The sequence below is a fragment of the Sphingobacterium sp. LRF_L2 genome, from assembly GCF_965644235.1.
Lineage (GTDB): Bacteria > Bacteroidota > Bacteroidia > Sphingobacteriales > Sphingobacteriaceae > Sphingobacterium.
This window is the reverse complement of sequence record NZ_CBFFRI010000007.1, coordinates 238,830-252,440: the sequence shown is the minus strand read 5'-3', so window position 1 is coordinate 252,440 and position 13,611 is coordinate 238,830. Positions and strand designations below refer to the sequence as shown.

The window sequence follows — 13,611 nt, the reverse complement described above, 5'->3', positions numbered from 1 at the left end:
TCTTAGCGGTCTGGACGGGACTCGAACCCGCGACCCCATGCGTGACAGGCATGTATTCTAACCAGCTGAACTACCAGACCTAAACCCCTTCTTCCGATAAGGTGTGCAAATATAGTGTTTATTTCTAAATCCCCTAAACTTTTTTGAAAAAAACTATTCTACAGCACCATCTTTCATTTTTTCAGCATTCTCTGCAAATTGTAATGCATCGATAATGCCTTGAATATCACCGTCCATTACTGCCGGAAGGTTATACATTGTTAATCCGATACGATGTTCGGTAACGCGACCTTGTGGATAATTATAGGTACGTACTTTGGCAGAACGGTCTCCTGTAGATACCATTGTTTTCCGTTTTGCCGCAATATCACCGTGTTTTTTTTGTACTTCGAGTTCATATAATTTGTTGCGAAGCATCTCCATTGCCAATTCGCGGTTGGCCAACTGAGAACGTTCTACTTGACATACGACAACAATTCCCGATGGTTTGTGGGTCAATTGAACTTTCGTTTCTACCTTATTGACGTTCTGCCCACCGGCACCACCAGAGCGTGACGTTTGCATTTCGATGTCGCCAGGATTTATTTCAACATCTACATCTTCCGCCTCTGGTAATACAGCTACCGAAGCAGCAGAAGTGTGTACACGACCTTGCGTCTCGGTGTCAGGGACGCGTTGTACACGATGTACGCCTGATTCGTATTTCAACTGGCCATATACATCTTCTCCAATCACCTTTAAGATCACCTCTTTGTATCCGCCAGAGGTTCCTTCGGTAACGTCCATTACTTCATTGCGCCAGCCCTTTGTTTCAAAATAACGTGTATACATCCGGTAAAGATCGCCTGCGAAAAGAGCCGCTTCGTCACCACCCGATCCACCACGAATTTCAAGAATAGCGTTCTTGCCATCTTCTGGATCTTTCGGGATAAGCATTAAACGGATTTCCTCTTCTTTTTCTTCTTTCTGTACCCACAGTACGTCTTGTTCCTCTTTTGCCATCTCCCGCAATTCTTGATCTTTTTCGTTAATAAGGATGTCCTTATTTGTCTCGATATTGCTGACAATGTTTTTATAGATATGGTACTGTTCTACGATTTTGCTCAAGTCTTTATACTCTTTATTGAGTTTGGCAAAACGTTTCATATCATTGATGGTTTCCGGGTTGCTCAGTTCGGCTTCAACCTCTTCCCATCGTTCTTTTATGGCTTGTAATTTCTCTAACATAATATATTCTAGCTGTTAAACAGCGGAACTGTGTTTCGGCTGTTTAATGCCACAAAAGTACGGATTTTTTTGTTATTAATGAGAGGATACCGCTTTGAGACCTACGATTGAGGCAATTAACGTGAAGATGAAAAATATGCGCCAGAAATCAGCAGGCTCTTTAAAAATGACAATTCCCATAAGCACGGTTCCCACGGCGCCAATTCCAGTCCATACGGCATAGGCTGTCCCTAAGGGAAGGCTCTGCGTCGCTTTCATCAATAAACCCATACTGAGAAGTAAACAGATGCCAAAGCCACCATACCACCAATACATTTCTGTCCCTGTTGTTCCCTTTGCTTTTCCGAGGCAGGAGGTAAAACCAACTTCAAATAGTCCTGCAATAATTAAAATAATCCAATTCATAGTTGTCTCTTTTGATACAAAGGTCGGCTTTCTTGCTGCGAATTCTTTTTACAAATGCTAAAAAATGAAATGTGGGATCTAGTGCTAGCAATTGCTGTTTCGCGATGGTTTTTGTAACTTGCCTAGGGACTAGTCAACAGATTCTTTTATAAATAATCAAATTATGAACAGAAATTTGGGCATTATGTTGCTGGCTGTAGGTTTTACAGGCTGTCAGCAAGAAAAAATCATTGAATCCAATACAAACATGGTATTAAAACCGTATCCAAAAACAGAAAAAATTGATCATAATGATGCGTATTTCGGAACTGTCGTTGATGATCCTTACCGTTGGTTAGAGGACGATCTCTCTACAAAAACAAAACAATGGGTTGCCGCAGAGAATGATGTTACCCAGAATTACTTAAGTCAAATTCCTTTTCGTGAAGCTATTCGTCACAGGTTGGAAGAGGTTTGGAACTTTGAAAAAGAAACAGCCCCTTTTAAAGAGGGGGAATATACCTATTTCTATAAAAATGATGGTCTCCAAAATCAATATGTGCTTTACCGTAAAAAAGGTGATGATGGAAAAGAAGAGGTGTTTTTGGATCCGAACAAGTTCTCCGAAGATGGTACGACCTCTCTTGCCGGTATATCGTTCAGTAAGGACGGATCTCGGGTTGCCTACCAAATTTCAGAAGGTGGATCAGATTGGCGGAAGGTTGTTATTCTAAATGCAGCCGATAAGACGATTATAGGCGATACACTCGTGGACGTTAAATTTTCGGGACTAGCATGGAAAGGAAATGAAGGTATTTATTATAGCAGTTATGATAAGCCGAAAGCGGGATCGGCGTTATCCGCGATGACGGATCAGCATAAACTATTTTTTCATCGGTTGAATACGGCGCAATCGGAAGATCAGTTGGTCTTTGGAGGACCCAGCAAGCCTCGGCGTTATATTGGTGCAACGCTCACCGAAGACGAACGTTTTTTGATCGTTTCGGCAGCAAATACCACCTCAGGCAACGAATTGTATATTCGTGATCTTTCGCAGGCAAATGGAGATTTTGTTCCTGTGGTCGATAATATGGAGAAGAATCATAACATTATCGATAACGACGGTACGAAGTTGTTTATTTATACCGAGTTGAATGCGCCCAACGGACGTGTGATTACAGTGGATTTCCATCACCCGCAGGTCGCGAATTGGAAAGATCTGATTAAGGAGACGGACCAGGTGTTATCGCCGTCTACAGGAGGGGGGAAGATCTTCGCAAACTATTTGAAAGATGCTACGTCACTCGTGAAGCAGTATGATCGTACAGGAACATTGGAGCGTGAAGTAGAACTGCCAGGTGTAGGGTCCGCAGCTGGTTTTGGTGCAAAGCTCGGTGATAAGGATTTATACTATTCATTTACAAATTACGTAAATCCTGGAACCATCTATAAATATGATATTGCTTCAGGCAAATCAAGCTTGTATAAGACCTCTGCCATTCAATTTGATCCTTCCAAGTATGAATCCAAGCAAGTGTTCTATACATCGAAGGATGGTACAAGCATTCCTATGATTATCACCTTCAAAAAAGGTATCGTAATGGATGGAACGAATCCGACAGTGTTGTATGGGTATGGTGGATTTAATGTGAGCTTGACACCCTCGTTTTCAACAAGTACCGTGATTTTATTGGAACAGGGAGGGGTATATGCTGTGGCTAATTTGAGAGGTGGCGGTGAGTATGGTGAGAATTGGCATCTTAATGGAACTAAGACAAAGAAGCAAAATGTTTTTGATGATTTTATAGCTGCTGCGGAGTATCTGATTCAGGAGAAATATACCTCTTCGGAGAAGCTTGCAATAGCCGGAGGATCCAATGGTGGTCTGTTGGTCGGTGCATGTATGACACAACGGCCTGATCTATTCAAAGTAGCATTTCCTGCGGTAGGCGTATTGGATATGTTACGTTACCATCAATTCACGGCCGGTGCCGGATGGGCCTTTGATTACGGCACAGCGGATGATAGTAAGGAGATGTTCGATTACCTTTACAGCTATTCGCCTTACCATGCTTTAAAGGTGGGTACGAATTATCCAGCGACGATGGTTACTACAGCAGATCATGATGATCGTGTTGTTCCCGCACATTCTTTTAAATTTGCTGCGCGGCTGCAGGAATACAATAAAGGGGATAACCCGGTCCTTATTCGTATAGATACAAAAGCAGGGCATGGTGCAGGGAAATCGACGGCGATGGTTATTGCCGAGCAGACCGATAAATGGGCCTTTATGTTCCAGAACATGAAAATAGGCTATAAGGAGAAGCCTTAATCTGGTAATACTTATTAAAAAAAAGGCCATTGTCATTCACAATGGCCTTTTTAGATATTCACAGCGTTATTTAGAACGCATTTCTGCTGATACAGCGATATCTACCAGGTTTGCTCTCCTCTCTTCATCTTATCTAATGTCGCCGTATAAGCGCCTTTTTCACTCTCTAGGGCCCTTTCTACAGCCTTCTCCTGCCATTTAATGGCATTTTCCTTATCGCCCGATTTGTACAATAAATTAGCATAGGTGTCTATAAATGCCGGATTGTTATTATTTTCCAAGGATGTTTTGCTCCAGTTTAATGCAGCTTGTAAGCAAGATGCGTCATCACAATTTTCGAATACAGCCCAGGCAAAATCATTGAGTATAGCCGGAGAAATATTTTTGCTCTTCGAATTGACAAATTCGTTTACAGCATCTTTAAATGCAGGCCAGTTTTTTTGCACCAGATAATATTGACTCTTTGAACGCGCTAATGCTGTGGTCATATCAATGCCAGGATGCTCCTTCTCAATTTGATTTTTGATGGCGACAAAGTCTATATCTTTTTGATTGCTTCTGATTTTAGGAATGACAAACTCATTGTTCAAGACATTGGAGAGAATCTCGTTGGCACCTACTCCTTTATTTGTTAACAGCACATCAACTTTCTCTTTGTTGTTTTTAATGAATAGGAAAGCAGGCGAGGAGCTAGAAGTAGCACCTTGTAATAAAAACTGGATATTATCCGTGGTTAACAAGCTGTCAGGGCCAACCAGCGTCATGTATTTGGCTATGGCGCGTTGTGCAGTTTCTTGGTCGTAAGCTGATAGGGCTGCTTTTGCCATATTTTTTGCCACCGCTGCATTACTTGGCTCTTGTTCAAATTTTTTCACTAGCGTCACATATTGTGTTTCCGGATTTAATCCTTCTTTCGCTTTAGCGATGAAAACATTTGCTTCGCCACCGCCGATAATCCGATGTACTAACTCGCCTTGTGGATTAAAAATGAGGAAGGTAGGATAAGCACGTACCGCATAGTCTATTGCAAAGCGTTTCGCTTCATTATACCAAGATTTAACCTCATCATTATCGTCTTTTGTTTCGTCCATTTGTAGTTTGAGGTTCACAAAGTTGGCGTTAAAGAAATTGCCGACCTCTTCTTGTGGGAATATAGTAGACGACATGTATTTACAAGGCCCGCACCAAGTGGTAAAACAGTCTACAAAGATATACTTGTTTTCAGCCTTGGCTTTTGCTTTAATTTTATCCCAGGTGCTGTGGTGTTCGAATGTTATTCCCTTATCCTGTGCAAAGGCCAGAAATGGGATCATAAGCAGCGTGAAGAGAAATTGTTTCATAAGTTGTATGTTAATTTCGTTTATATAACGATTAAAATACAAAAAAACATAAAAAATCCCAAGTGTATTTCTTGGGATTTTTTATGTTTTGCTGAAATCAGCTTTAGACGCCTAATTTTGATTGCATATTTTTGGTCAATGCTTTTTTATGCAATAGGATAGAAATGGTTTTGTAACGAACATATTCTTTTGTTGCATACATGTAACCTTTATAATCATTGGATTCACCCCATGAGTTTTTGACAATATAGTATTCTTTCCCATTTTGATCTTTCACAAGACCGACAATATGCATACCATGATCGTCCGTTGTGCTGTAGTTGTCGAAAGCTTCCTGACGTTGTGCAGCTGTTATTTTTGGTTCATTTTTCGGCCCATTAAACATGGTTTCTTGTTCTTCTTTTGTCATCGTCTCGAACGATTTTTCAGGAACATAAGCAACACCATTTTTCCAGCTGAAACTTTTTTCAGAGACATCGGTAGCCCATGCGACAGTATAACCATTTTGCAGTGCATTGTCTATGATGTCTGTCAGATCGTTGATCTGTACATTTTGGAAACGTTCGAACGACCAGTTGTCAGGGATCAAAAGGACGAAGGGTTTGTAATATGCATGATCTTCGAACGATGTAATTCCTACGTAGTCATCCGGATTGAGCCCAATCACTTCATCAGCGAATGTTCTTGGCGTAAACGTTTTTCCTTTGTATTGGAAAGATTCAGGTGCTTTTCCTAGGTAGGAGTCCATCGCTGCACTGAAGGCATTTAACCAATACTTGCTTGGCTTGTCTTGTTTTGCTACAGTTTCAGTTATACCTTGTAATAAAGGACCCATTTCGGAGAAGTTATTTAAATTCTGTCCGTCAGGAAGGCCTGTGTAGGCCTCGCGAGGTACTGCACCGTATTGTCTGAAAATGGTCAATACGTCGTGCAATTGTCCTCCATCGCCTTGTGCTTGATCGCCATGTAGACGAACAAAGTTTTTGGCTTTCTCGATATAGGTATTTCTTGCTGTGAATATTTGGGAGATTTCTATGGGCTGTTTTCCCATTCTGATCATTTCAGATTCCAAGAATGAATTTCCAGAATAAGACCAGCAAGTGCCGGATCTGCCCTGATTTTTGATCGAGGTATTGCCTAAGTTGATAATTTCGGTGAATTTAAAGCCCTCTTTGCTATTGTCACTGACGTTATTTTTTAACGCATTAATAAGATTGTCCTGTGCGTTCACTTGTGCGGAAGCCGCAAACAAGGCCGCAGCCAGAAGTATAGATTTGTTCCAGTTCATTGTGTGTTAAAATTTTACGAATTTAAAGTTTTATAGCCTTCTGGCCTTAATTTCATTGTAAAAATGATATCACAGAAAAGGCTCCCGAAGGAGCCTTTTCTGTATTAATGTGATAAATCTTCTTTTTTGGGGAATAGCAGCGAGGCTATTACGCTGATGACCAATATAGAAATAATGATAATCAACGAATGTACTGTTTGAAAACCGATTTGTTCTAACCAGCCATGCAGTAGCATTTTCGCTCCAATGAATACCAATAGGAATGCTAAGCCAACCTTCAGGTAATGGAATTTATGAATAATATTCACCAATAGGAAAAACATAGAACGTAAACCTAATACGGCAAAAATATTAGAAAAGAATACGATGTAAGGATCCTTGGTGATGGAAAATATAGCAGGAATAGAATCTACAGCGAAAATTAGGTCTGTAAATTCAATCACTAACAATACCAAGAATAGTGGCGTCATGTATTTTACGCCATTCTCTATATGAAAGAATTTCCCGCTATCCAACCTTGGTGTTACTTTGAAATATTTGGACGCAAATTTGACAACTGGATGGTTTTGTGGGTCTACTTCTTCCTCTTTGTTTCTGTTGATATACATGTTTATACCTGTATAAACTAGAAACGCGCCAAAAAGATAGAGTATCCAACCAAATTTCGCGATCAGTGCTGCACCGATAAAGATGAAAATACATCTTAACAGGACCGCTCCAATAATTCCCCATACCAATACTTTATGATAATATTTCTCTGGAATACCGAAAGAAGAAAAGAGTAAAACCATCACAAAAATATTGTCAACCGATAAGGCGTACTCTACCACATAGCCTGTGAGGTATTCAATGGTTAGGTTTTTATTGTAGATTTTAATACTCGCAGCCAAGTCCCCTTCGTTGATCGTAATGTTGTGGTAATGCTTGGCAATAACTTCTTTAAGCATGGCGATATCATGCACATTGTGCAATTCATTTCCCCAAATGTAAAGTACCAATCCAAAGGCTAAGGCAAATAATACCCAGATCGCACTCATGATAGCGGCTGATTTTAGAGAAATAGGCTTATCGCTTTTTGAAAATAGTCCTAAATCAATCGCAAGCATCAGGATAATGAAAAGGATGAATCCTCCAAAAAATAACAACTCGTGACTCATATCTGCTTTATTTATTTCTTTCTGTTGTAAATCTAACTAATTGTTCTAACGCCTGTCGGTACTTGTTGTTTGGAAAATTATTTAAAATGTCAAAAGCCTCCTGTTGGTATTGCTTCATTTTTTCCGTCGCATAATCCATTCCTCCACTACTACGGACGAACTGGATCACCTCCGCTACCTTTTCTTTGTTCTCACTATGGTTACGTACCAGGTTAATAATTCGACGTTTTTCGGCCTTTGTTGTATTTTTTAAAGCGTAAATAAGTGGGAGGGTCATCTTTTTTTCTTTGATGTCATTCCCCACGGGCTTACCGACATCATCTAGGCCGAAATCAAACAGATCATCTTTGATTTGGAAGGCAATTCCGACTTTTTCCCCAAATGTCTGTAACAACTGTATCTGTTCCTCTTCGATGCCTGTTGACGCGGCACCACAAGCGCAACAGGATGCAATCAAGGATGCCGTCTTTTTGCGGATGATCTCAAAATAGATATGCTCTTCAATGTCTAATTTTCTAGCCTTTTCGATTTGAAGCAGCTCGCCTTCGCTCATCTGTTCTACGGCTTCTGACACGATTTTTAAAAGGCGATGTTCGTCATTACGTACCGAGAGTAGCAATCCTTTTGCTAAAAGGAAGTCTCCAATAAGCACAGCTACTTTATTTTTCCATAATGCGTTGACGGAAAAGAAACCTCTTCTTTCATTGGCATTATCAACCACATCGTCGTGTACGAGGGAGGCCGTATGTAATAATTCGACGAGAGAAGCTCCTCTATACGTCGAATCGTTAATAGGGCCACATAGACCTGCGGAAAGAAATACAAACATGGGACGCATTTGCTTTCCTTTTTGCTTAATGATGTATTGTGTTATCCGGTTTAATAGCGGAACAGGACTGCGCATCGATTCTTTAAATCTACCCTCAAACAGTTCAAGTTCTTTCGCTATCGGAGTTTGTATATCTTTTAATTTTAGCATGAAAAAAGGCTATTTAACCCTACCAATAAAGCGGTTAAAACTGCAATAAATATAAGAAATAGATTATAAAGCGTCGACAGCTAATTCCAATTCGTTATACCATTCTTCACCATAAACACGAATGAGCGGATCTTTCAAGAATTTATAGACGGGAACGCCCAGGTCCTTGCCAAATGTGCAGGCATCGTGGCAGATGTGCCAACGGTCATAATGGAGCACCTCAAACGCGGGGTAATGGGTTGTTCGTATAGGGTACAGGTGACAGGAAACCGGTTTTTTCCAGTCCACTTCACCGAGTTCGTAGGCCTTTTCGATCGCACATTTGGTGATACCATTCTCCCAGGTAACATAAGCACATTCTTTGTTGCCGTCTACACAGGTGGTGGTAAGATCACCATCCATATCCACAACGTGCGTCCCTTGCTCTTCTATAGCCTCAATACCTTTTGCTGTCATATAGGGCTTCACCTTCGGATAGATTTCGCGAAGGATATCGGTTTCCTCTTGCAACAAAGGAGCGCCGGCATCGCCTTCAACACAACATATACCCTTGCATTTTGTTAAATTGCAAACGAAGTCATTTTTAATAATATCTTCATGTACCAAAACTTGGCCTACTTCTATCATCTTCTTCTATTTTGAGTAACTTACGCGTTCTCCTAATTTATGTTTCAAGCCACTTGCTTGTGTCAGTTCCATCGTTACAGAACCTATTAAAATTTCTACTTGAGCCTTGACTGGGATACGGTTTCCATCGTTCGTCACCCATAGGAATAATTGACTATCTTTTTTGAAAATACGACCGGGCGATATTTCAGGGCTAAATTTCAGACATTCCAAAGTTCCCAATGAAGTCTTGATCTTCTCTATACCGATATACTTTACGCCAAGTTGCGCTACTTCGTCATTCAAAAAGTAGGTGATTTTGAATGTTTCACCTTTTTTTACAGAAGATAGGTCGAGATTTCTCGAGAAATAATAGGCGGATAGTAAGTCGAAAAATTGACCGGTTTTACTTTTGAAGGTTCCTTTTCTACCCGAAACCTTTTTGTTTATATGATCAAAAGTGGCATATTCCCTTCGGGTATAGCTTCCTTCGTGTATATCCTCGGTATAGAGATAGGGCAAATAGGTATCTCCATCAATGTAAGAATCGTACTGGTTTTTTACGGTATAGAATACCGAAAAGGCACCTGATGTCTGTCCAAATGCCGACAAGTGAAAGGCGTTAGGATTGCTGAAGCGAAGTTTGGATTTTTCTACCTTCAGCGTACCTGTTGCGGCAGAGATAACACCATAGCGCAACTTGTAGGTAAGTTTTTCTCCTTCCTTATAGGTCGGCTCTGGTAAATAGGCAAGATTTTGCCCCAAGGCGAAGCTTATGCTTCCTAAGAAAAAGGCGATTACAACGTATAAATTTCTCATATAATAACTGACAGGATTGGGCGCCAATAGTTTAACTTTTACGTTTAAATACAGGAACCGTAGAGCAGGGTTCTCCATACATAATACTTTTTGCAACTTTACTAAGTGCAACTGTAAACTTTACAAAGGCCGATTCGGGAATAAATATATCGCCACAGCCTTTTACGACGATACGTTGATCTTGGTAGGTCGAGAAGTCTATAGTATCGATTGCTTGTGCAAATAAATTCGTTAATACTGTATCTCTATCCCCAAAATGTACAGATAATGCATAAGGTTCCAATTTATTTGCTAATAACATATAGGCCCAGGTAGGAACAATAGCATCGGTAGAACAAATTATACCGATATGTTTATCCGTGTATTGTGTCCAATCATGTGCTTTAAGAAACTCACGGAAATCTTTTTCTTTCAAAATAAGTCCGTGGAAGAGATTGTCTTTTACATCATAAATTACGATATCTTTCTTCGGTGCATGCTGTGCAAGGTCTACCGTAACCAATCCGCTTTGCGCAACTTTATTGACAATATTTTCTTGAATTTCCATAGGATCGTAAAAATAAAAAAAGCCGGGTAACTACAGTTACCCGGCTATAAAGTTAAGGATTATATCTTAATAGAATCTAATGCGATTGTCATCTATATCCGCTTTATTTTGAAGGGCTTGATAAACAGATGACCAAGCACGTTGTACTTTGGATGCTTGTTGTTGTTTCTTTTGATTGGCAAGGTCGCTTGCTACAAGTTCAGCCGGGTTAACAAAACCGTTTACTTGTACAGCATATACCCCTTGTGTACCTTTTACAGATTTTGATACTTTGTTTGGTTGTAGACCAAATGCAGTACCTACTACGGCAGGCTCTAGTGCTACGCCCGGAAGGACAGGATTTGCCAAAACAATATTCTCTACAGCAACTGCTGTTTTTCCTAGTTTCTGTGCTACTTGATCAATAGATGAAGCTCCGCTTAAGGCATTGTTTAATTTCTCTACAAGCATTTTAGCTTTTACTTCATTTTTTACCTGAGCCTCAATAGCAGGTTTCACAGCATCTAAAGAAAGGATTCCTTTAGGTTGTATATTCACAACACGAGCTACAATAAAGTTTTGCTCCGTTTCGAATACTTTCTCGGTGTTCTCGCCTTTTTTCGCTTCAAATGCCCAACGCATAAGGTCCCTAGGAACCTCTACGCCATTGAAGTTATTATCCATAGCAACAGCACGATCTATCTTTTCTACTTTTACACTTTGCTTACTCGCAACTTCTGCAAAGTTGTTGCTGTTTAGATCGCCAAAGAAATTGTTTGCTTTTGCGTAAGCCGCATCAGTCGTTGCTTTTCCACTATTGATTGTTTTGTCAACAATTGCTGCCTTAACAATTTTCGAATTACCTACTTGTTTTTCGATTTTTATAATATGTGTACCGAAACGGCTGTTGACGACAACTACATCACCAGGTTTTCCGGAGAATACCGCTTCATCAAATTCCGGAACCATCTGACCGCGAGGGAATGTTCCTAATTCGCCACCGTTTACCTTGCTACCTTGATCTTGGCTGAATTGTACTGCTAAAGCAGCGAAGCTTTCTCCTTTTTGGATAAGACCTTTGATCGAGTCTGCTTTTAATTTAGCTTTATCTAAACCGCCTTCTGCTGTTGCATTTAAAAGGATATGAGATGCTTTAACAGAGTCTGGGCTGAATTTAGACTCCACAACTTTTGCTATCTCAAATACGCCATTGGACAAAAATGGTCCAACCGTTGTACCCACAGGGACATTGAAAAGAACAGAATCCAACGCAGGGCTTACTTGTCCCTTACGAATGTAAGTGAATGGATGTTTGGTGTCTGAGTTAACTGCTGCAAAAAGAGAGTCTGTTTTGGAAGTAGCAAGCTCTGCTTTCAATTGTTCAATATTTGACTTTGTAGCCGCTGTATCATTTGCAGTAGGCTGTGCATTGAACAATACGTATTCTAATGTTCTTGTCTCTTCAGGATTTTTGAATCCATTTTTGTGAGCATCATAATACGTGCTGTAATCGCTATCCGATAGTTTAATCTCACTGTCTTTAACAGAAGAATAATCAAGCATAAGGTATTTGAAGTTTGCCAATTTGTTACGTTGGTTGTATTCTTCTTGTGCCTCAAGTGAGGTAACATATACACTGTTGCTTAATAAATTAGAATATTTTTGGTTTAAACGCTCATTGCGAATGTTTTCCAAAAGCATTTCCCATTGTTGAACCATCTCAGCAGTACCTTGGGTATTGACTTGTGAGATAAACATGTTCAGTTGGTTCTTGTCGAAAGTTCCAGTCTGCGGATTGGTGAATGCCTGTACAATTTGAGGCGATGGGTTTGCGCCTGTTACCAAGCTATTCAACTCTTCTTTACCAACCGATAGTCCGATGCGCTCAATTTCTTGTTTCAAAAGTTCTTGCGATACAAACTGATTCCAGACTTGCTGTACAGCATAGTTGCGAATTTGAGGGGATGCTGCTCCTCCCATTTGTTGTTGATACATAGCCGTAGTTTGTTCAACCTGAGCATTAAACATCTGATAATCGATGCTTTCTCCGTTTACACTACCGACTTGATTTTGGCTTTTCATCCAGAAAGGAGTTCCATAATTGATGATGTCTCCCAATAAAAACGCAACAATTGCTAAACCGATGATGGTTACTACCAATCCAGCTCGGTTCCGCAAATAGCTCATTAATCCCATAGTCTATATACTGTATTTATTTGTAAATGCTTGTTTTAGTTATTTAATTGACCTTCATTAAAAACAAGGCGCAAGATACAACTTTTATGAAAAAAAAAATAAAAAATAACAAAGGAGGGAAACTAAATTTGATAAAAAATGTTATGCAAACTTTTATCGACCAAAGGAAGGTAGTTGTTGTTCTCCCTGTGGTATGTAGTATCCGGTCATATTTTGGCCATCTATTTTTTTAAATTCCGTATCGGAGTGGAAAGATGTGGCTTGAAAACTTCCGCGTCCATCTTTTAAGTCAAATACGATAGGAAGGGTATTATAATAGATCTTTTTTTTCTCATCGTAAAAAAGCTCCTCGGTTTTTATAATAGAACCGTTCGCCATGTTAATGACGACATTCTTACGGAATTCTGTAAGTTGTTCTTTGTTTTTTTGACGGGCATAATCGGATTTAACCCGTTGAGATTCGGCTCCTTTATCGTCGAAAAAGCGGATAAGGACACCTTTTTTAAATTCAATGATACCTACGCTGTCCGGGTATTCTCGCATTTCGGGGCTCGTCAGTTCGGCTTTCACTTTCGCTGAGTCGCTATAGGTGAATGTTACACCCTTCGAGATATTAACGTTTTCTTCTTGCTGAATGTTCGCAATTTTCTCTACGTCTTTTAAATCATTTTCACAAGCAATAAAAAGGCTTGCTCCCAACACAATATTGATTGTTGAGAGCAAGCTTTTTATTCTATTTTTGGAAGTTAAAGACATT

The 13,611-nt window shown here is 40.0% G+C and carries 12 protein-coding genes and 1 tRNA gene; 1 reads left to right on the top strand and 12 read right to left on the bottom strand.

Translation table 11 applies throughout. From position 1 onward, the window contains the following. Positions 1–6: 6 nt before the first annotated feature. The 3 genes from ACSZOX_RS15735 to ACSZOX_RS15725 form a co-directional block, all read right to left on the bottom strand. Positions 7–80: transfer RNA gene (locus tag ACSZOX_RS15735), tRNA-Asp, on the bottom strand. Between the two features lie 73 nt (positions 81–153). Beyond that, the gene (gene prfA / locus ACSZOX_RS15730; protein ID WP_437921026.1) at positions 154–1,227 is read right to left on the bottom strand and encodes a peptide chain release factor 1; all 1,074 of its coding nucleotides are present in this window, start codon (positions 1,225–1,227) and stop codon (positions 154–156) included. A 75-nt stretch (positions 1,228–1,302) separates the two neighbouring features. Then, a complete protein-coding gene (locus tag ACSZOX_RS15725; RefSeq protein ID WP_437921025.1) occupies positions 1,303–1,632 on the bottom strand; it encodes a DMT family transporter in 330 nt (109 codons plus the stop codon). 163 nt (positions 1,633–1,795) lie between these two features. On the opposite strand from ACSZOX_RS15725, the gene ACSZOX_RS15720 reads away from it, so the two are divergent. Further along, positions 1,796–3,943: a prolyl oligopeptidase family serine peptidase gene (locus ACSZOX_RS15720; protein WP_437921024.1), complete on the top strand. Its 2,148-nt coding sequence runs from the start codon at positions 1,796–1,798 to the stop codon at positions 3,941–3,943. A gap of 101 nt (positions 3,944–4,044) precedes the next feature. Here ACSZOX_RS15720 and ACSZOX_RS15715 read toward each other — a convergent pair whose 3' ends face one another. The 9 genes from ACSZOX_RS15715 to lptC all read right to left on the bottom strand — a co-directional run bounded on the left by ACSZOX_RS15715 (position 4,045) and on the right by lptC (position 13,610). Beyond that, positions 4,045–5,283, bottom strand: coding sequence for a thioredoxin fold domain-containing protein (locus ACSZOX_RS15715; RefSeq protein ID WP_437921023.1), 1,239 nt, complete (start codon positions 5,281–5,283; stop codon positions 4,045–4,047). Positions 5,284–5,386: 103 nt separating this feature from the next. Then, complete coding sequence (locus ACSZOX_RS15710) at positions 5,387–6,571, bottom strand: aminopeptidase C (protein ID WP_437921022.1); 1,185 nt, start codon at positions 6,569–6,571, stop codon at positions 5,387–5,389. Between the two features lie 104 nt (positions 6,572–6,675). Next, complete coding sequence (locus tag ACSZOX_RS15705) at positions 6,676–7,728, bottom strand: TerC/Alx family metal homeostasis membrane protein (RefSeq protein ID WP_437921021.1); 1,053 nt, start codon at positions 7,726–7,728, stop codon at positions 6,676–6,678. Between the two features lie 7 nt (positions 7,729–7,735). Beyond that, positions 7,736–8,707: a polyprenyl synthetase family protein gene (locus tag ACSZOX_RS15700; RefSeq protein ID WP_437921020.1), complete on the bottom strand. Its 972-nt coding sequence runs from the start codon at positions 8,705–8,707 to the stop codon at positions 7,736–7,738. A 63-nt stretch (positions 8,708–8,770) separates the two neighbouring features. Then, positions 8,771–9,334, bottom strand: a complete 564-nt coding sequence (locus ACSZOX_RS15695) for a DUF3109 family protein (protein ID WP_437921019.1) — start codon at positions 9,332–9,334, stop codon at positions 8,771–8,773. 6 nt (positions 9,335–9,340) lie between these two features. Next, positions 9,341–10,132: a DUF3108 domain-containing protein gene (locus ACSZOX_RS15690; RefSeq protein ID WP_437921018.1), complete on the bottom strand. Its 792-nt coding sequence runs from the start codon at positions 10,130–10,132 to the stop codon at positions 9,341–9,343. A gap of 31 nt (positions 10,133–10,163) precedes the next feature. Continuing rightward, positions 10,164–10,679 (bottom strand): DUF2480 family protein, encoded by a 516-nt coding sequence (locus tag ACSZOX_RS15685; RefSeq protein WP_437921017.1) that lies wholly within the window; start codon positions 10,677–10,679, stop codon positions 10,164–10,166. Between the two features lie 66 nt (positions 10,680–10,745). After that, positions 10,746–12,854, bottom strand: coding sequence for a SurA N-terminal domain-containing protein (locus ACSZOX_RS15680; protein ID WP_437921016.1), 2,109 nt, complete (start codon positions 12,852–12,854; stop codon positions 10,746–10,748). Between the two features lie 153 nt (positions 12,855–13,007). After that, positions 13,008–13,610, bottom strand: coding sequence for an LPS export ABC transporter periplasmic protein LptC (gene lptC, locus ACSZOX_RS15675; RefSeq protein ID WP_437921015.1), 603 nt, complete (start codon positions 13,608–13,610; stop codon positions 13,008–13,010). Between the last annotated feature and the right edge of the window lies 1 nt (position 13,611).

Excerpts from the sequence above, each read along its gene's own strand:
- prfA (WP_437921026.1), bottom strand. The coding sequence starts at position 1,227 with ATGTTAGAGAAATTACAAGCCATAAAAGAACGATGGGAAGAGGTTGAA.
- ACSZOX_RS15725 (WP_437921025.1), bottom strand. The coding sequence starts at position 1,632 with ATGAATTGGATTATTTTAATTATTGCAGGACTATTTGAAGTTGGTTTT.
- ACSZOX_RS15720 (WP_437921024.1), top strand. The coding sequence starts at position 1,796 with ATGAACAGAAATTTGGGCATTATGTTGCTGGCTGTAGGTTTTACAGGC.
- ACSZOX_RS15715 (WP_437921023.1), bottom strand. The coding sequence starts at position 5,283 with ATGAAACAATTTCTCTTCACGCTGCTTATGATCCCATTTCTGGCCTTT.
- ACSZOX_RS15710 (WP_437921022.1), bottom strand. The coding sequence starts at position 6,571 with ATGAACTGGAACAAATCTATACTTCTGGCTGCGGCCTTGTTTGCGGCT.
- ACSZOX_RS15705 (WP_437921021.1), bottom strand. The coding sequence starts at position 7,728 with ATGAGTCACGAGTTGTTATTTTTTGGAGGATTCATCCTTTTCATTATC.
- ACSZOX_RS15700 (WP_437921020.1), bottom strand. The coding sequence starts at position 8,707 with ATGCTAAAATTAAAAGATATACAAACTCCGATAGCGAAAGAACTTGAA.
- ACSZOX_RS15695 (WP_437921019.1), bottom strand. The coding sequence starts at position 9,334 with ATGATAGAAGTAGGCCAAGTTTTGGTACATGAAGATATTATTAAAAAT.
- ACSZOX_RS15690 (WP_437921018.1), bottom strand. The coding sequence starts at position 10,132 with ATGAGAAATTTATACGTTGTAATCGCCTTTTTCTTAGGAAGCATAAGC.
- ACSZOX_RS15685 (WP_437921017.1), bottom strand. The coding sequence starts at position 10,679 with ATGGAAATTCAAGAAAATATTGTCAATAAAGTTGCGCAAAGCGGATTG.
- ACSZOX_RS15680 (WP_437921016.1), bottom strand. The coding sequence starts at position 12,854 with ATGGGATTAATGAGCTATTTGCGGAACCGAGCTGGATTGGTAGTAACC.
- lptC (WP_437921015.1), bottom strand. The coding sequence starts at position 13,610 with ATGTCTTTAACTTCCAAAAATAGAATAAAAAGCTTGCTCTCAACAATC.